Source organism: Curtobacterium sp. Csp2 (assembly GCF_013347165.1).
Genome location: NZ_CP054593.1, coordinates 2,190,456 through 2,209,283, shown reverse-complemented (window position 1 = coordinate 2,209,283; position 18,828 = coordinate 2,190,456). Strand labels below are relative to the sequence as shown.

Annotated in this window: 14 protein-coding genes; 2 read left to right on the top strand and 12 right to left on the bottom strand. The window is 71.9% G+C overall.

The genetic code is table 11. The annotated features are described in order from the left end of the window. Positions 1-59: 59 nt before the first annotated feature. From HUN59_RS10705 to HUN59_RS10655, 11 genes are all read right to left on the bottom strand, one after another. Entirely contained in the window at positions 60-848 is a 789-nt protein-coding gene (locus tag HUN59_RS10705) for a ComEA family DNA-binding protein (RefSeq protein WP_174778333.1), read from the bottom strand. 92 nt (positions 849-940) lie between these two features. After that, complete coding sequence (leuS, locus tag HUN59_RS10700) at positions 941-3,502, bottom strand: leucine--tRNA ligase (protein WP_174778332.1); 2,562 nt, start codon at positions 3,500-3,502, stop codon at positions 941-943. Positions 3,503-3,640: 138 nt separating this feature from the next. Beyond that, positions 3,641-5,329: a thiol reductant ABC exporter subunit CydC gene (gene cydC, locus HUN59_RS10695; protein WP_174778331.1), complete on the bottom strand. Its 1,689-nt coding sequence runs from the start codon at positions 5,327-5,329 to the stop codon at positions 3,641-3,643. Beyond that, complete coding sequence (gene cydD, locus HUN59_RS10690) at positions 5,326-7,044, bottom strand: thiol reductant ABC exporter subunit CydD (protein WP_174778330.1); 1,719 nt, start codon at positions 7,042-7,044, stop codon at positions 5,326-5,328. The genes cydC and cydD overlap by 4 nt, the downstream gene beginning before the upstream one ends. A 12-nt stretch (positions 7,045-7,056) precedes the next feature. Next, the gene (gene cydB / locus HUN59_RS10685; protein ID WP_141861175.1) at positions 7,057-8,061 is read right to left on the bottom strand and encodes a cytochrome d ubiquinol oxidase subunit II; all 1,005 of its coding nucleotides are present in this window, start codon (positions 8,059-8,061) and stop codon (positions 7,057-7,059) included. A gap of 19 nt (positions 8,062-8,080) precedes the next feature. Continuing rightward, positions 8,081-9,493, bottom strand: coding sequence for a cytochrome ubiquinol oxidase subunit I (locus HUN59_RS10680; RefSeq protein WP_058741682.1), 1,413 nt, complete (start codon positions 9,491-9,493; stop codon positions 8,081-8,083). 276 nt (positions 9,494-9,769) lie between these two features. Continuing rightward, positions 9,770-10,690 carry an ABC transporter substrate-binding protein gene (locus HUN59_RS10675; protein WP_174778329.1) on the bottom strand — a complete coding sequence of 307 codons (921 nt, stop codon included), beginning with the start codon at positions 10,688-10,690 and terminating at the stop codon, positions 9,770-9,772. Continuing rightward, positions 10,687-11,415, bottom strand: a complete 729-nt coding sequence (locus HUN59_RS10670; protein ID WP_174778328.1) for an ABC transporter permease — start codon at positions 11,413-11,415, stop codon at positions 10,687-10,689. The genes HUN59_RS10675 and HUN59_RS10670 overlap by 4 nt, the downstream gene beginning before the upstream one ends. Next, on the bottom strand, positions 11,412-12,128 hold the full coding sequence (locus HUN59_RS10665; RefSeq protein ID WP_174778327.1) for an ABC transporter permease: 717 nt from the start codon (positions 12,126-12,128) through the stop codon (positions 11,412-11,414). The genes HUN59_RS10670 and HUN59_RS10665 overlap by 4 nt, the downstream gene beginning before the upstream one ends. Then, the gene (locus HUN59_RS10660) at positions 12,125-13,039 is read right to left on the bottom strand and encodes an ABC transporter ATP-binding protein (protein ID WP_058741685.1); all 915 of its coding nucleotides are present in this window, start codon (positions 13,037-13,039) and stop codon (positions 12,125-12,127) included. Before HUN59_RS10660 ends, HUN59_RS10665 begins: the two co-directional genes overlap by 4 nt. 228 nt (positions 13,040-13,267) lie before the next feature. Further along, positions 13,268-13,915: a TetR/AcrR family transcriptional regulator gene (locus tag HUN59_RS10655; protein ID WP_174778326.1), complete on the bottom strand. Its 648-nt coding sequence runs from the start codon at positions 13,913-13,915 to the stop codon at positions 13,268-13,270. 124 nt (positions 13,916-14,039) lie between these two features. Between HUN59_RS10655 and HUN59_RS10650 the strand changes: the two genes are divergently transcribed. Together HUN59_RS10650 and HUN59_RS10645 are read left to right on the top strand one after the other, a co-directional pair. Next, positions 14,040-15,113 carry an App1 family protein gene (locus tag HUN59_RS10650; RefSeq protein WP_174778325.1) on the top strand — a complete coding sequence of 358 codons (1,074 nt, stop codon included), beginning with the start codon at positions 14,040-14,042 and terminating at the stop codon, positions 15,111-15,113. Between the two features lie 68 nt (positions 15,114-15,181). Beyond that, a complete protein-coding gene (locus HUN59_RS10645) occupies positions 15,182-17,068 on the top strand; it encodes a glycoside hydrolase family 15 protein (protein WP_174778324.1) in 1,887 nt (628 codons plus the stop codon). A gap of 272 nt (positions 17,069-17,340) precedes the next feature. On the opposite strand, the gene HUN59_RS10640 is transcribed toward HUN59_RS10645, so the two are convergent. Further along, on the bottom strand, positions 17,341-18,714 hold the full coding sequence (locus HUN59_RS10640) for a glucose-6-phosphate dehydrogenase (RefSeq protein ID WP_174778323.1): 1,374 nt from the start codon (positions 18,712-18,714) through the stop codon (positions 17,341-17,343). Positions 18,715-18,828 lie beyond the last annotated feature (114 nt).

The window sequence follows — 18,828 nt, the reverse complement described above, 5'->3', positions numbered from 1 at the left end:
CACGGCGACCGGGCCGGCGAACCGCAGGTCCGTGAGGACCGGACGGAGGTCGACGGCCCTCACACCCGGACCCGCTCCCGGAGCTCCGCGAACCGTGCGTCGCCGATGCCGCTGACGTCGAGCAGGTCCTCGACCGTGGTGAAGCCGCCGTGCTCGTCCCGCCAGGCGATGATCCGCGCGGCGAGGGCCGGACCGATCCCGGGCAGGGTCTCGAGCGTCGCCTGGTCCGCCCGGTTCAGGTCGACGACGTCACCCGCGCCGCCGGCACCGGCAGCCGAGCCGCCACCGGCGCCAGCCCCGGCACCACCGCCGGCGCCGCCCGCCACGTCCGGACCGAGCGCCGCCGGCACCTCGGTCTCGCCCACCGCGGGCACGTACAGCCGCTCACCGTCGACCACCGGGCGCGCCAGGTTCACCCGCGTCAGGTCCGCGACGTCGGTCGCCCCGCCCGCTCGTTCGATCGCGGCCTGCCCGCGGGAGCCGTCCGGCAGCTCGACGACCCCCGCGCGAGCGACCGCGCCGACCACGTACACGGAGACGAGCGCCGCCGTCGATGACGGAGTCGGACCACCCGTCGGACGTGCGTCGAGCGACCGGGGCGCCCCTGAGCCTCCTGTCCGACCGTCCGTCCCGCCGGACGCGGCCCCGGACGCCGGACCCGCCCCCGCGCCCGACCCGGCCGGCCCACCGGACACCGTGACCTGCCCCGTCGATCGCTCCCCGACGGCACCCACGCCGACGATCGCGAGCGCGACCGCCACGACCACCGCCCCGAGCACCACCGCCGTGCGCGGCGTCAGCGTCCAGCGTCGCCAGCGGGCGTCGGGGACCGGGTCAGCAGGAGCCATGCCGGCACGCTAGGACCGCCGCATCGACGCCGACGGCCCGGCGTCCGCCCCTGTGGAGGGCGACGCCGGGCCGATGCCTGTGGAGGAGGGCCTCAGCCCTTGATCGCGATGTTCACGAGCTTCGGCGCCCGCACGATGACCTTCACGATCTCGCGCTCGCCGATGTACCGCTGCACGTTCGCCGACGCACGCGCGAGCTGCTCGAGCTCGTCCGCCTCGATCGACTTCGACACCTCGAACGAGTCCCGGACCTTGCCGTTGACCTGCACGACCGCCGTCAGGGTGTCCTGCACGAGCAGCGTCGGGTCGGCCTTCCGCCAGCCGTACGTGGCGACGGTGGCCTCGTAGCCCAGCTTCTCCCACATCTCCTCGCCGGTGTACGGCGCGAACACGGCGAGGGCCAGTGCGACGGTCTCGGCGGCCTCGCGCACGGCCGGGTCACCGGCGCCGGGGACGCTGTCGATGGCCTTGCGGGTGACGTTCACCAGGTCCATGAGCCGCGCGATCACGACGTTGAACTTGAACGACTCCATGAGGCCGGGGGCGTCCGCCAGGAAGCGGTGCGTGACCTGCCGGAGTGCACGGTCGCCGTCGGCCCACACGGCGTCCGGCGACGAGGTGACGTCGGTCGCCAGGCGGTAGGCACGGGCGAGGAAGCGCGCGGACGCCGACGGGGAGACGTCCTCCCAGTTGATGTCGTCCTCCGGCGGGCCGGCGAAGCCCATGACCAGGCGGATCGCGTCGACACCGTTCGCGTCGAGCTCGTCGCCGAGCGAGACGCCGCCCTTCGACTTCGACATCTTCGAACCGCCGGACAGCACCATGCCCTGGTTGAGGAGCGCCGAGAACGGCTCGGTGAAGTCGAGGTACCCGAGGTCGAACAGGACCTTCGTGACGAAGCGGGCGTACAGCAGGTGCAGGATCGCGTGCTCGATGCCGCCGATGTACTGGTCGACCGGAGCCCACTTGCGCGCGATGGCCGGGTCGAACGCCTGCGTGTCGTCGTTCGCGGCGAGGAAGCGCAGGAAGTACCACGACGAGTCGACGAACGTGTCCATCGTGTCGGTGTCGCGCAGCGCCGGCGTGCCGTCCACCGGGTTCGGCACGTTCACCCAGTCGGTGGCGCCGCCGAGGGGCGAGGTGCCCTTCGGCTTGAGGTCGAGGCCCTCGGTCGACGGCAGGCGCACCGGCAGCTGGTCGAACGGCACCGGGTGCTCGGTGCCGTCGGCGCCGTGGATGATCGGGATCGGGGTGCCCCAGAAGCGCTGGCGCGAGATGAGCCAGTCGCGCAGGCGGTAGGTCTTCGCGGCACGACCGGTGCCGCGCTCCTCGAGGAGGCCGATCGCGGCGGTGATCGCGTGCTGCTTCGACATGCCGTCGAGCGGGCCGGAGTTGATCATTCGTCCCTGGCCGGTCAGCGCCTCGCCCGTGGACACCGGGTCGAGGGCGGGCAGGTCCTCGAGCGTCGCGCCCTCGGGGATCACCGGGATCGCGCCGGTGACGGCGGCGTTCGTGTCGACGACGACCTTGACGGGCAGGTCGAACGCCCGCGCGAAGTCGAGGTCGCGCTGGTCGTGCGCCGGGACGGCCATGACCGCACCGTGGCCGTAGTCGGCGAGCACGTAGTCGGCGGCCCAGATCGGCAGACGCTCGCCCGTCAGCGGGTGGATCGCGAAGCGGCCGAGCGGGACGCCCGTCTTCGGACGGTCGGCGTTCTGCCGGTCGATCTCGGAGGTCTTCTGCGTCGCCGTCAGGTACTCGTCGAACGCCTCGCGCACCGCGGGCTCGGCCGAGGAGACCAGCGACGCCGCCAGGTCGGAGTCCGGCGCCACGACCAGGAACGTCACGCCGTGGATCGTGTCCGGGCGCGTGGTGAAGACGGTGACCGGCTCGTCGCGACCCTCGATGACGAAGTCGACGTCGGCACCGACCGAGCGGCCGATCCAGTTGCGCTGCTGGGCGATGACCTTCGCCGGCCAGCGGCCCTCGAGCTGGTTGAGGTCGTCGAGCAGGCGGTCCGCGTACTTCGTGATCGCGAAGTACCACTGCGTCAGCTTCTTCTTGACGACGACGGCGCCGGAGCGGTCCGAGGTGCCGTCGGGCAGCACCTGCTCGTTCGCGAGCACGGTCTGGTCCACCGGGTCCCAGTTGACCCAGCTGTCCTTCCGGTACGCCAGGCCCTTCTCGTACATCTTGAGGAACAGCCACTGGTTCCACTTGTAGTACTCGGGGTCCGAGGTGTGGATCTCGGTCGTCCAGTCGAAGGACGGCGCGTAGCGCTTGAACGACGCCTTCTGCTGCTCGATGTTCGCGTAGGTCCACTCACGCGGGTCGACCCCGCGCTTGATGGCGGCGTTCTCGGCGGGCAGCCCGAACGAGTCCCAGCCGATCGGGTGCAGCACGTTGAAGCCCTGCTGCCGCCAGTAGCGCGCCACGAAGTCGCCCAGCGCCCAGTTCTCGGCGTGGCCCATGTGCAGGTCGCCGGACGGGTACGGGAACATCTCGAGGATGTACTTGCGCGGGCGACTGTCGTCGAGGTCGGTGGTGAAGAGTCCGAGCTCCTCCCACCGCGGCTGCCACTTCTCCTGGATGCGCCGGAAGTCGTAGGCGTCGGGGTCGACGGGTGCCTGCTCGGTGGGGTGCTCGGTGGTCACGGTCACCCAGCGTACAAGGCCTGGAGGCACGGCTCGGCCCCGCCCCGCACCGTCGCTCCCGCCACCGGGTCGCGCCCACCCCGGACCGCGGGCCACATCCGTCCCGACGCCCGTCCGGCCCCGCCTCCGGCCCGCGGCTCACGCCGAGACGAGCCGTCCGTCCCGCATCCGCAGCGTCCGGTCCACGAGGTCGGCCGGCACCGGTACGTGCGACACGACGAGCACCGTCCGTCCAGCCGACCGCGCCGCCCCGACGAGGTCGCGCAGCACGGCGTCGCCGAGGTCGGGGTCGACGTCAGCGGTCGGCTCGTCGAGCACGAGCACCGGGAACGCGTGGAGCAACGCCCGCGCCAGGGCGAGCCGGTGCGCCTGGCCGCCGGACAGCAGCGTGCCCCGCTCCCCCACGGGTGCGTCGAGTCCGCCGCGTCGGGCGAGCCAGCCGCCCAGGCCGACCCGTTCGAGGGCGTCGACGAGCTCGGCGTCGGTCGCGGCGTCGCGGGCGAAGAGCAGGTTCTGCCGCACGGTCTGGTCGAACACGAACGGGTCCTGCTCGACGAGTCCGACCCGGGCGCGCACGGCGTCCGGGTGCAGCCGACGCGCCTCGACGCCGTCGAGCGTGTACGAGCCCTCGTGGTCGACGAACCGGACCAGGGCGTCGACGAGCGTGGACTTCCCCGCGCCGCTCGGCCCCGCGAGGACGACGACCTCGCCGGGCCGCAGGTCGAGGCAGACCCGGTCGACCGCGGGTGTCCCGGCACCGGGCCACCGCACGGTGAGGTCACGGAGGGCCACGGTCACCGGCCCGTCGACGGCGAGCTCGTCCGCGGTCGCGGGCTCGTCCGGCTCGGGGACGATCCCGGCCGGCACCGCTGCCGGGACGACCTGCTCCACCCGCTCGGCGGCGGCCCGGACCCGACGGAGCGTCAGGACCGCGAGCGGCACACCGCCGACGACCTCGAACAGGGCCAGCGGCACGAACACCGCGAGCGCCCACAGCGGTCCGTCCAGCGCACCACGGACGACGGCGGGTGCGCCGACGGCAAGGACGCCGACGACCGCGCCGCCGCCGAGCAGCCCGACGAGCGCCCCGACGAGCGACTCGACGGTCGCGCGGCGCCGCACCGCCCGCGTGACCCGGTCGTCGAGCGCCGCGATCGTCGCGAGTCGGTCCGGCAGCGTGCCGTAGGCGGCGAAGACGTCGAGCGTGCGCACGGTGTCGAGCACGAGGTCCGCGACCCGGCCGCGCTCCGCGGCGGTCTCGCGGTCGGACCGCCGGGCGACCGCGAGCGTCACGACCGTCCCGAGCACCGCGGCGGCACCGAGGGCGAGGAGCAGCACGAGCGCGGCCGGCCACCACACGACCGCGACGGCGACCACGGACAGCACCGCGACGACCCCCGCCGACACGAGCGGCCCGACGACGCGGATCGGCAGGTCCTGCAGGCGGTCGGTGTCGGTCACGAGCCGCGTGAGCAGGTCGCCGCGACCGGTGCGGCCGAGCCCGGCCGGGGCGACCGACGCGAGGCGGCGGTACATCTCCGTCCGGACGACCGCGAGCTGCCGGAACGACGCGTCGTGCCCGGCGAGCCGGTCGACGTAGCGCAGGGCGGCCCGTCCGAGGGCGAACGCCCGGACGCCGACCATCACGAGCGTCAGGTACAGGATGGGCGGCTGCTCGGCCGCCCGCGTGATCAGGTAGCCGCTCGCGGCGAGGAGCGCGACCGCGCAGAGCGCGCTGGTCGTCCCGGCGGCGACCGCCTTCGCCCAACCCGCACCGTGCGGCAGGGCGAGCCGCAGGACCGACGTGCGCCGTGCCTCCCGGCTCATGCCCGCGCCGCCCGTCGGGCCGTCACGGTCGTCGCGCCGTCCGCGTGCAGGTCGACGCGCACGTCGGCCGCGGCGAGCACGGCCGGGCGGTGGCTGGCGACCACGACGACCGCCCCGTCGTCCGCGAGGGCGCGCAGGGCGCGCACGACGGTCTGCTCGGCCTCGGCGTCGAGGGCCGACGTCGGTTCGTCGAGCAGGACGAGCGGCGTCCGCTCGCGCCGGGCGCGGTACAGCGCGCGGGCCACCGCGACCCGCTGCGCCTGACCGCCGGAGAGGCCGGCTCCGCCGGGTCCGACCGGGAGGCCCGGGTCGAGTCCCAGCCCCGCGTCGCCCAGGGCGCGACGTACGTCGGCCGTGTCGGGTCGGGAGTGCAGGGCGACGTTCTCGGCGACCGTTCCGCGGACGAGGCGCGGCCGCTGGTCGGCCCACGTGGTGCGCTCGGCGACCGACCGCGTCGCGGGGACCAACCGATCGGTCCCGGACGGCACGGCGACCGTACCGTCGTGCGGGAGCACGCCGCGGATCGCGGCGACGAGGCTCGACTTGCCGGAGCCGCTCGGGCCGGCCAGCGCGACGACGGTGCCGGGGGCGGCGCGCAGGTCGAGCGGGCCGATGACGGTGTCGGGGCGGGTGACCGTGAGGCCGTCGAGGACCAGGTCGGTCCCGGGGTCCGTCGGTCCGTCGTGGTCGGGTGCGCGCGGGACGACGCGGTGGTCGCCTGCGGGGTCGTCTCCTGCGCGGTCGTGTCCAGCGCGGTCGTCGAGCACGTCGAGGACGGCCGTGGACGCCTCGACGCCGTCCTGGGCGGCGTGGAAGTCGGCGCCGACCTGCCGGATCGGCGCGAAGGCCTCCGGCGCGAGGACGAGCACGAACATCGCGGCGCCCAGGCCGAGCGAGCCGTCGACGAGCCGGACGCCGATCGACACCGCGACGAGCGCGACGGACAGGCTCGCGGCGAGCTCGAGCGCGAAGCCGCTGACGAACGACAGCCGCAGGACGCCGAGGGTGCCGCGACGGTACTCGTCGGTGACGTCCCCGATCCGGCCGACCTGGCGGCGGGCGCGGCCGAACACCTTCAGCGTCGCCAGGCCCTCGACCGCCTCGGTGAACGCGCTCCCGAGACGGGCGAGGGCATCGGCCTGCCGGCGCTGCAGCGACTGGGTCGCGAGCCCGATGAGCACCATGAACACCGGGATCACCGGCATCGCGAGCACGATGACGAGCGCGCTCGTCAGGTCGCCGGCCCCGATCGCGAGCAGCAGGACCGGGGTCGCCACGGCGGTGAGGGCGAGCTGCGGCAGGAACCGGCCGAAGTACGCGTCGAGCGCGTCGAGCCCGGGGCCGAGGGTGGTCGCGAACGCGGCGCTCGACCGCCCCTGCAGCCACGCCGGTCCGCGCTCCGCCGCACGCGCCAGGACGGTGGCCCGGAGCTCGCTCTTCACCCGAGCACCCGCCCGGGCAGCGAGGTCGTCGGTCGCCCACGCGGCGACGGCCCGCACGAAGAAGGCCGCGCCGAGCAGGGCGAGCGTCGGGGTGAGCGCGGCGGGGACGACGCGGTCGCGCACCCCGTCGACGCCGAGGGTGACGGCGGTGGCGATGCCCCAGGCGATCGCGACGGTGGCGAGCGTCCGGACCAGGCCGGTGGCCGCGGACGCCGCGACCGCCCCGCGCGCCGTGCGCGACAGGCGGAGCAGTCGGGGGTCGAGCGGCTTCACGGCGGTGTCCTCCTAGTGCGCGGCCTGCGCGATGTGGGCCCGGGAGACCCGCTTGCGGAACACCCAGTACGTCCAGGCCTGGTAGGCGAGCACGAGCGGCACGAAGATCAGCGCCACCCAGCTCATCACCGTCAACGTGTAGGTCCCGCTCGCGGCGTTGACGACGTTCAGGCTGTTCGCCGGGTCGTTCGACGCGGGCATGACGTCCGGGAAGATCGCGGTGAACATCGCCAGGACGACCGCGGCGATCGTGACGGCCATGAGCGCGAACGCCCGCCCCTCCTTCCCCCACGCCGAGCAGAGCACCGCGAGCACGAGGGCCAGGGCCGCGACGACCGAGAGCACGAGGCTCGCCGGGGTCGCGCGGACGAACGCCATCGCGACGAGGAACGCCGCGGCGACGACGATCGTCAGCACGCCCGCCCGGGTCGCGAGGCGCTTCGCCCGCTCGCGGATCTCGCCCTCGGTCTTCAGCGCGACGAACACCACGCCGTGTGTGAAGAACACGAGCAGGGTCGCGAGCCCGGTCAGGAGCGCGAAGGGGTTGAGCAGGTCGAGGAAGGTGCCGGTGTAGTTGTGCCCGGCGTCCATCGGGATGCCCCGGACGACGTTGCCGAACGCGACACCCCACAGGAACGACGGGACCGCGCTGCCGACGACGATCATCAGGTCGAACCGGCGCTTCCACGCCAGGTGCTTCTCCTGGTGCCGGTACTCGAACGAGACCCCGCGGGCGATGAGCGCCGCGAGGATGAGCAGCAGCGCCAGGTAGAACCCGGAGAACATCGTCGCGTACCACTCGGGGAACGCCGCGAACAGGCACGCCCCCGCGACGATGACCCACGTCTCGTTGAGGTCCCAGACCGGGCCGATCGTGTTGATGAGCACGCGACGGTCGGTGTCGTCCCTGCCGAGGAACGGCAGCGACATCCCGACGCCGAAGTCGAACCCGTCGAGCACGAAGTACCCGACGAAGAACAGACCGACGATCGCGAACCAGAGAACGGGGAGGTCCATGGTCAGACAGTTTCCATTTCTAGTAGACCGTCACTTCGTGCTTGACCGCGCCGGTCTCCTCGTCGACCTCTGCCGGGGCGGCGGGGCCCTCCTGCGCGACCTTCTTGATGAGGCGGAACTCGACGACCGCGAGCGCGCCGTAGATGAGTGTGAACACGACGAGCGAGATGAGGACCTCGACCCCGGTCACGTTCGGGGAGACCCCGTCGGCGGTCTTGAGCAACCCGAACACGAGCCACGGCTGGCGGCCCATCTCGGTGAAGACCCAGCCCATGATCATCGCGGCCATCGGCAGCGGCACCGACCAGGTCGCCACGCGCCACACCCACCGCTGCGTCGGGAACCGACCCTTGCGGGTCAGCCAGAGCCCGACCAGGGACACGAGCACCGCGCCGACACCGAGCGCGATCATCCACCGGAACGACCAGTAGGTCACCCAGATGATCGGCTTGTAGTCGCCGGGGCCGTACACCTGCGAGTACTGCGCCTGCAGGTCGTTGATGCCCTCGACCGTGCCGGTGAACGTGTGGGTCGACAGGAACGACAGCAGGTACGGGATGCGGATCGAGAAGAGCTCGTGCACGCCGTCCGGCGTCCCCAGCGTGAAGATCGAGAAGGAGGCGTCCTTGCCGGTCGAGGTGTTGTAGAGCGCCTCGGCCGCTGCCATCTTCATCGGCTGCGTGTCGACCATCGTCAGCCCGAGCTGGTCGCCGGACAGCACCGTGAGCGCGCCCGATGCGAGCATCGTCCACATGCCGAACTTCAGCGCCGGCAGCATGGTCTCGAGGTGCTGGTTCCGCGCCAGGTGGTACGCCGCCACCGCGACGATCACCGAGGCCGCGACCATGAACGCGCCGAACAGCGTGTGCGGGAAGGCGGCGAGGGCGACCTTGTTCGTCAGGACGGCCCAGATGTCGGTGAGCTCCGCGCGACCCTTGGCCTCGTTGATCGCGAAGCCGACCGGGTGCTGCATGAACGCGTTCGCCGCGAGGATGAAGTACGCCGACAGCATCGTGCCGACGCTGACGCACCAGATGCTCGCCAGGTGCACGGCCTTCGGCAGGCGGTCCCACCCGAAGATCCAGATGCCGATGAACGCGGCCTCGAAGAAGAACGCCAGGATGCCCTCGAGGGCGAGCGGGGCGCCGAAGACGTCACCGACGAACCGTGAGTAGTTCGACCAGTTCATGCCGAACTGGAACTCCTGCACGATGCCCGTGACGACACCCATCGCGAAGTTGATGAGGAAGATCCGCCCGAAGAACCGCGTGAGCTGCAGGTAGTGCGCCCGGCCGGTGCGGACCCAGGCGGACTGGAACACGGCCACGACGAGGGCCATGCCGATCGTCAGCGGGACGAAGAGGAAGTGGTAGATCGTCGTGAGGCCGAACTGCCACCGCGACAGGATCAGGGGGTCGAGGATGTCGTTCATGCGGCGCGTCCATGCCGGGTCGCCGCGCGCTGGTGCTGCACGTCAGTTGCTTCCTGTGGAAGGGGGACTTCTGCTGTCACTGGCCGTTGGGACACCTCCACGCTACCGGCCGGACACCTGCTTCGACAAGTTGTAGAGGGCAGAACTGCACGAACGTGCAGGGGCCGTGATCGGCACAACCGTGCGGAACATCGGTGCTGGACGAGCCGCCCCGGAACGACGACAGGCGCCGGGCACGATGCCCGACGCCTGTCGTCTCCTGACGCTGTGGAACCCCTACAGGAGGCCCTTCGAGGAGAGGAAGTCCTTCGCGATCTGCGACGCCTTCTCCTTGTCGACGGTGCTCTTCGAGTTGACCTCGATGAGCGCGGCCTCGGTGAGCACCTTGTTCACCTTGTCGATGTCCGCCGCGGCCTTGTCGTCGACCTTCTTCGAGACGACCGGGATGACGTTCTGCGGCAGGATCAGGTTCTCCGGGTCCTTGAGCGAGACGAGGTCGTTCGCCTTGATGCTCGGGTCCGCGGTGTAGATGTCGGCGAGCTGGACGGTGCCGTCCTTGAGCGCCTTGACGGTCAGGGCGCCGCCGGAGTCCTCGATCGCCTTGAAGTCGACGTCCACGCCGTAGACCGACTTCAGGCCGTCGGGGCCGTACGGGCGGGTCTGGAACTCGGAGTTCGCGCCGACGGTGAGCTTCTCGCTGACGTTCTTCAGGTCGGCCAGGCTCGTGACGTCGTTCTTCTCGGAGAACTCCTTGGTCACGGTGTAGCTGTCCTGGTCGGTGGCCTCGGCCGCGTCGAGGACCCGCAGGCCGGACGGGAGCGCCTTGGACAGGCCCTCGTCGATCTGGCTGGCGGTCTTCGCCGTCGACTCCTTGTCGAAGTACTGCAGCAGGTTGCCGCTGTACTCGGGCATGACGTCGATCGCGCCCTTCTCGAGCTGCGGGATGTAGATCTCACGCTGGCCGATGTTGAAGTTCCGCTTCACCGAGAAGCCGTCCTTCTCGAGGACCTGCGCGTACATCTCGGCGATGATCTCGTTCGAGTAGTACTGCTGCGAACCGATGACGATGGTCTTCGAGTCGCTCGACGCACTCGAGCCGCTGTCGAGCGGGTTGCTCGACGCGCAGCCGGTCAGGGCGGCGGCGACGCCCAGTGCCAGCGCTGCTGCGACGCCGGCACGGATCTTTGCTGTGATCACGATGGATTTCCTTCCGGGATGGGATTGCGGGAGCGCTCGCGCGACCCCTGGCGCCGCCGGGCCGACGGGTCGACGGTGCCCTTCGGCACCGCCGCCCGCTGGAGAGCGGCGAACACGATCTCGAACGCGATCGCGAGGGCGATCACGAGGATGGAGGCGCCGAGCATCTCGGCGTAGTCCTGGGTCTTGAGCCCGAGGAAGAAGTAGCCGCCGAGACCACCGGCGCCGACGTACGCGGCGAGCGTGGCGGTCGCGACGACCTGCAGGACCGCGGCGCGGAGGCCGCCGATCAGGAGCGGCAGCCCGAGCGGGATCTCGACCTTCCACAGGACCTGCCACCCGGTCATGCCCTGCGCCTTCGCCGCGTCGACCGTCACCGGGTCGACCGACTCGATGCCCGAGTACGCGCCGGCGAGCACCGACGGGATCGCCAGGATGACGAGGGCGAGGAGCGGCGCCTGCAGCCCGATGCCGAGCAGGAGCCCGAACAGCGAGAGCACGCCGAGCGTGGGCAGCGCCCGGATGCCGCCGGACAGCGCGATGGAGAACCCGCGCGCGCGCCCGGTGTGGCCGATCGCGTACCCGATCGGGACGGCGACGGCCGCGGCGATGAGCACGGCGAGCAGCGTGATCCAGACGTGCTCCCACACCCGGCCGGGGATGGCGTTGAAGCCCGTGTAGTTCTGCGGGTCGAAGACCCACCCGAACGCCTGCGCGATGATCACGACGCCACCTCCGCACGCTGCAGCACGCGCCGGACGGCACGGCGGCTCCGGGGTGCACGACGGGTCCACGGCATGACCAGCCGGCCGAGCAGCACCAGCAGCCCGTCGAGCGCGAAGGCCAGGACGAGCACCATCACGATGCCCGAAAGGATCTCCTCGTAGATGCCGCGACCGAGGCCGTCCGTGAAGAGCGACCCGAGGCTCTGGATGCCGAGCACCGCGCCGACGGTCGTGAGCGAGATCGTCGACACCGCCACGACCCGAAGCCCCGCGAGCAGGACGGGCCCGGCCAGTGGCAGCTCCACGCGGAAGAAGCGCTGCACACCCGAGTACCCCATGGCGGTCGCGGCGGCCTTCGTCCCGGCGTCGACCGAGGTGAGGGCGTCGACGGTCGAGCGGACCATGAGCGCGAGGCCGTAGAGCGTCAGGCTGATGATGAGGTTGACCGGGTCCTGCAGGCCCGTGCCGATGACGGCCGGCAGGGCGACGAAGAGCGCGAGGGACGGGATCGCGTAGAGGAGCCCGGCCACGGTCACGATGCCGGTGCCGACACCCGCGGCGACGCGGGAGCCGCCGGGACGCTGCAGCCGGACCACGAGCCAGCCGATCGGGATCGACAGCAGGAACGCGATGAAGATCGGTGGGATCGCGATCGCGAGGTGCGCGAGCGTGGCGTCACTGATCGTGTCGAGGTTCGACAGGACCCACTTCACCGGGGTCCCCCACCCTGCGCCGGAGCACCCGGGGCGGTGTCACGCGCCCCGGCCTCTGCACCCTGCGGCACGGCGGCTGCCGCGTCCACCACCGTCACCGGACCGGTGAGCACGCCGGCCGCGCGGCCGTCGCCGTCCACCACGATCGGGCCGGTCGGGGTCTGCTCCACCCGGAGCGCCCGCCGACCACGGCCGACGCCGATGAAGTTCGCCACGAACTCGTCCGCCGGCTCGGCGAGGATCTCGGCCGGGGTCCCGAGCTGGGCGATCTCGCCGCCCTTCTTGAGGATGACGACCTGGTCGCCGAGCTTGAAGGCCTCGTCGATGTCGTGCGTGACGAAGACCACCGTCTTGCCGAGCTCGCGTTGCAGCCGGATGAGCTCGTCCTGCAGGTCGTTGCGGACGAGCGGGTCGACGGCGCCGAACGGCTCGTCCATGAGCAGGACGTTCGGGTCCACCGCGAGGCCACGGGCCACACCGACGCGCTGCTGCTGGCCGCCGGAGAGCTGCGACGGGTACCGGTCCGCGAAGGCCCGGTCGAGCCCGACGGTGTCCATGAGCTCGAGCGCGCGCGCCCGGGCCTCGCCCTTCGAGACACCGGTCAGGAGCGGGACGGTCGCGATGTTGTCGACGACCTTCCGGTGCGGCAGGAGCCCGGCGTTCTGCATCACGTACCCGATGCGCCGCCGGAGCTGCACGGGGTCGACACCGGCGACGTCCTCGTCGTCGATCGACACGGTGCCCGAGCTCGGGTCGACCATGCGGTTGATCATGCGGAGGAGGGTGGTCTTGCCGCAGCCGCTGGACCCGACGAAGACCGTCGTGGTGCGGGAGGGGATGACGAGGCTGAAGTCGTCGACCGCCGTCGTGCCGTCCGGGTACGTCTTGCGCACCGAGCGGAACTCGATCATGTGGGTGCCCTTCTGTCCGGAGGTAGCCCGACTCCGACCGAGCGTACACACGCGGTCGTCGTCCGGTCCGCGTGGTGACGGCCCATGACGGCTCGCGGACAGCACGCCCCCGACAGCTCGGTCCCGATCGCGCCGACGCCCGCGACTCCTCTTCGGAGCGCGGGCGTCGGCAGGTGGGTCGGCCGGTCGGCCGGGCGGGTCGCGCCCGGCTGCAGAGCCGGGATCCGGTCAGGAGGCGGCGATCACCGCTTCGAGGTGCGCCCGGCTCATCGTGCGGTACTCCTCGATCAGCGCGGTATCGGGCTCCGCCCGGTCTCGCACGGCGCGCGCGATGACGGCGTGCGCTGACTCCGCGAGGACGACCCACGTGCGCTCGACGCGCTCCCCCGTCGGGAAGTCGAACCGGTCGTGCAGGACCTGCGCGACGGCCGCCCCCAGCGCGGCCATCCGGTCCTCGGCGTCCCCGGTCCCGGTGTCCGCCGGGTCACCGAAGCGGATCGCCCGGAAGCCCGGCTCGGTGCGGTACATCTCGACGGTCGCGTCGATGAGCGCGTCGCAGGCGTCCTGCCAGGTCGTCGCGTCGCTCTCGTCGAGCGCCGTGAGGAACCGCTCGGCGAGCCGCTGCGTGCTCCGGATCGCGAGGGCCTCGACCACGGCGATGCGGTCCGGGAAGTACCGGTAGACCGTGCCGATGGACGCACCGGCGCGCTCCGCGACCATGGCGGTCGTCAGGCGCTCGAAGCCGATCTCGTCGATGACGGCCGCAGCGGCGTCGAGGAGTCCCGCGAGGCGCGCCGAACTGCGGGCTTGGACCGGCTCGTTCCTGAGCAGTGATGATCCCCCCGGCAGTGCGTTCGATACCTCGGTGACGAGCACGTGTTCTCCTCTTGCGCCCGGACGGACGCGGTCATGTGGGATGTGACGGGGCAACTCTCGCAGAGACCGGCTGGAACATCGCTGCGACTCACCACAGCCTCCGACAGCGTGGGATAGTGGACGAATGCCCGACTGGACGCCCCACGAGCCGTCGTTGGCCGAGCCGATCCTGCACCGAGCCGCCCGCATCGAGGACGCCGTGCAGGAGTTCCGGGAGCACCGTGCCCGCCGTCGTGGGCTCGTGCCGACCGTGATCCCGTACACCGGGTACGGCGCTCCCGGCTGGATCCGCGTGCTCTGCCGCGTCCTGCTCACCCGGCGGGGGCTCGCGTCCGACGCCTCGTACTACGGCGTGCGCGGGTGGAAGAGCTTCACGAGCGTCGCCGTCGACGACGCCGAGGTCACGGTGACCGCCGGTGGCACGACCCACGTGGTGCAGTCCGACCGCGGCGGCGTCGTCGACGTGAAGGTCCCGATCGACCTCGAACCGGGGTGGCAGACCGTGCGGCTTTCGGCCGGTGGGATGCGCGACGTCGAGGCGGACGTGTTCATCGTCGACCCGTCGACGCGCTTCGGGCTCCTGTCCGACATCGACGACACCGTGATGGTGACCTCGCTCCCCCGCCCGATGCTCGCCGCCTGGAACTCCTTCGTGCTCACCGAGCACGCCCGCCGCCCGGTGCCGGGGATGTCCGTGCTCTACGAGCGCATCCTCGCCCAGCACCCCGGTGCCCCCACGGTCTACCTGTCGACCGGGGCGTGGAACGTCGCGCCGACCCTGCAGCGCTTCCTGACCCGCAACATGTACCCGAACGGCACGATGCTGCTCACCGACTGGGGTCCCACCCACGACCGCTTCTTCCGCAGCGGGCAGCAGCACAAGCGCGACAACCTCCGCCGCCTGGCCCGGGACTTCCCCGACGTGCAGTGGCTGCTGGTCGGTGACGACGGGCAGCACGACGAGACGCTGTACGGCGACTTCGCCCGCGAGCACCCGGACAACGTCGCCGGCGTGGCGATCCGGCAGCTCTCCACGAGCGAGGCCGTGCTCGCCGGTGGCCGCTCCCGTGCGCAGGAGCGCTCCCGCGACTCGGCGGCCCCGTGGGTCTACGCGCCGGACGGCGCCGGGCTCTGGACCGAGCTCGCCCGGGTGGGCGTCGCCGACGCGGACCCGCAGGCTCCCCTGCCCGGCGCCTGAGTCCGGCGCCTGAGCGCTCCTTCAGCGCTCCTCCCGTCGCGGACTGGTGGCGGTGGTTCGATGTGCGCATGAGCACCGCGACGCCGCGCAACCGCATCGAGGACCACGCCCTGATCGGCGACACCTACACCGCAGCCCTCGTCGGCCGCGACGGGACGATCGACTGGGCGTGCCTGCCCCGCTTCGACAGTCCGTCCACGTTCGCGTCCCTCCTGGGCACCGAGGACCACGGGCACTGGACGCTGCGACCGAGCGACCCGCACGCGACCGCGGTCCGGCACCACCACCGCGACACGCTCGTGCTCTCGACCGTGTGGACCACGGCGACGGGTGTCGTCGAGGTCACCGAGTTCATGCCCGTCGGGGCGCACCAGGCCGCGATCGTCCGCCGTGTCCGCGGCCTGCAGGGGGCGGTCGAGGTCGAGCAGACCCTCCGCATCCGCTTCGACTACGCGCGTGCGCTGCCCTGGGTCCGGCAGATCGGCGGCGACGAGGACCCCGCCGTCCTGGCGACCGCCGGCCCGGGGTCGGTCATCGTCCGCGGCGTCCGGTTCCGTGCGGACGACCACCGGCACACGAACACGACCACCGTGCGTGACGGCGACGTCCTCGACACCGTCCTGACCTGGTACCCGTCCCACCGCGAGCCACCGGCGCCGCTCGACGTGGACGCGGCCCTGCACCGGACCGAGCACTGGTGGCGGGACTGGATGGCGACCGCGCACACCGAGGGGAAGTACGCCGAAGCGAGCCGACGCTCCCTGCTGCTCCTGCGGGCGATGACCCACGGCGAGACCGGCGGCGTCGTGGCGGCCGCGACCACGAGCCTCCCGGAGGACCCCGGCGGAGAACGCAACTGGGACTACCGCTACGTGTGGTTGCGCGACGCGTCGCTCGCCCTGGCGTCCCTGATAGCCCACGGGTACCGCGACGAGGCCGCGCACTGGCGAGGCTGGCTGCTCCGCGCGATCGCCGGGGACCCCGCCGACGTCCAGATCATGTACGGCATCGCCGGGGAGCGCGAGCTGCCGGAGCGCACCCTCGAGGCGCTCCCCGGGTACCTCGACTCGACCCCGGTCCGGCTCGGCAACGGCGCCTCGACCCAGTACCAGGGCGACGTCTTCGGCGAGGTCCTCGCCGCGCTCCACGACGCCCGCGAGCTCGGCGTCGAGGAGAACGCGGACTCGTGGGCGCTGCAGCGTGCCCTGCTCGGCTACGTCGAGGAGCACTGGCAGGAGCCCGACAACGGGATCTGGGAGATGCGCGGTCCGCGACGGCACTTCACGCACTCGCGGGCGATGATCTGGGCCGCGTTCGACCGGGGCGTCGCGGCCGTCGAGGAGTTCGGGCTCGAGGGTCCCGTCGACCGCTGGCGGACGCTCCGCGACCAGGTCCGCGCCGAGATCGAGGAGCACGGCTGGAACGCCGACCGCGGCGCCTTCCGCCAGCACTACGACACCGACGAGGTCGACGCGAGCCTGCTCGTCCTGCCCCAGATCGGGTTCTGCCGCGCCGACGACCCCCGGATGACGGGCACGGTCGCCGCGATCGAGCAGGACCTGCGCGTCGGTGACCACGGCCTCGTCCTGCGCTACCGGACGAGCGCCGGCTTCGACGGGCTCTCCGGCAGCGAGCACCCGTTCCTGGCGTGCTCGTTCTGGCTCGTCGAGCAGTACGCGGCCTCCGGTCGGGTCGACGACGCCGAGCGCCTGATGGACGTGCTCGTCGGGTACGCCAACGACGTCGGCATGCTCTCCGAGGAGATCGACGTCGCCACCGGGCACCACATCGGCAACACCCCGCAGGTGCTGTCCCACCTGACGCTCGTGTCCGCGGCGGACGCGATCGCGCGGGCCCGCGGCGAGGCGTCCGGGCACCGCACGCGGCTCGCCGTGCACGACGGCGGCACGCGTTCGTGGACGGGCGGCGGCCGCCGGGCCGGCTCGCCCTCCTGAGCCGGCGGATCCGCGCGTGTGATGCCGATCCGCGCAAGGGGTGCCGATCCGCGCATGGTGTGCCGATCCGCGCACAGGATGCCGATCCGCGCGTGGGATGCCGTTCCTTCCGGCCTCCAATGCGCGGATAGGTCTCCCATGTCGGTCGCGATGGGCAGGAACGTCGCGGTCGTGCCGTGGGCGCGACCACATGACGGACGGGAGGCGCGGTGCCAGCTGGCACCGCGCCTCCCGTCCGTCAGGGGGTGACGTCCGTCAGGACGCTCGGTCCGTCAGGACGACGAGACCCACTCCGCCGGGCCGCGCGAGCCCGCGCGGTACTCCTCGAGCGGGACCGAACCGGACTTCCAGGCCTCGACGACCGGCTCCACGATCTCCCAGCAGCGCTCCGCGACGTCGCCGCGGATGGAGAGCAGCGGGTCGTCGTGGAAGATGCCGTTGAGGACCTCGCCGTAGGGGGTCAGCTCACCGTCGTCGAACGTCGACGAGAGCGTGACCTGCCCCATCTCGAACGGGTTGCCGCCGCCGTTCGCCGACACCGACAGCTCGATCTCGTCCGGGTTGAGGACGATGCGCAGCGTGTCCGCCTTCGGGCGACCGGACAGGCCGGAGGGCAGGCGCGTCACGGGCTTGAAGGTGATGAGGACCTCCTTGCGGCTGGCGCCGAGCGCCTTGCCGGAGCGGAGGGTGAACGGGACGCCCTTCCAGCGCGCCGTGTCGACCTCGACCTCGATCTCGGCCAGGGTCTCGGTGCCGCGCGACTTGTCGACGCCGTCCTCGTCCTGGTACGACGGCAGTTCCTTGCCGTCGATGGTGCCGGCCGTGTAGACGGCGCGGCGGGAGGCGATCGTCGCGTCGCCACCCTTGAGCTCGGTCGACCGGAGGACACGGGCCAGGGACGAGCGGAACTCGACCGCGTCGATGTCCGCCGGGGCGTCCATCGTCACGATGCCGAGGATCTGGAGCAGGTGCGACTGGATCATGTCGACCATCGCGCCGGCCTCGTCGTAGTACTGCGCGCGGTTCTCGAGACCGAGGGTCTCGTCGTAGAAGATGTCGACCTTCTCGATGTTGTCCGCGTTCCAGATCGGCTCGAACAGGCGGTTCGCGAAGCGCAGACCGATGATGTTCAGGACCGTGGTGCGACCGAGGAAGTGGTCGGTGCGGTGCACGCGCTCCTCGGGGACGAGCCTGAGTACCGTCTCGTTCAGGGCCTTCGCGCTGGCGACGTCGGTGCCGAACGGCTTCTCGAACGCCAGGGTCGTGCCCGCGGGGAGCTCGACCTCCTGCAGCGCCTCGCAGATGTCCGACGCGATCTGCGGCGGCAGCGCGAAGTACAGGATGGGCTCGGCGTCGGCCGCGGCCAGGAGTGCCTCGAGGTGCTTCGGGTCGGTCGGGTCGCCCTGGATGAACTGCGTCGACGCGAGGGTGGCGTCGACCTCCTCGCCCTTGACGTCCTGCGATGCGAAGGACTTCGTGACGACGTCCTTCCACTGGTCCTCGCTGCGGGCGCTGCGACCGGTACCGATGAGCTGGACCGGAACCGCTCGACCGCTCTGCAGGAACGTGCCGAGGCCCGGCAGCAGCAGGCGGGAGGCGAGGTCGCCCGTCGCGCCGAAGATGATGAGGGTGCGCTTGTCGGTCACCGGAGGTGAGTCCTTTCGCTGTGGTGGAGGGGGTCCGCTCGAGGCCAAGCCGAGAGCGGGCCGGTTGATTCCCGATCGGTACCGGTTCTGCGCGGATCGATGCGGGAGGTCGAG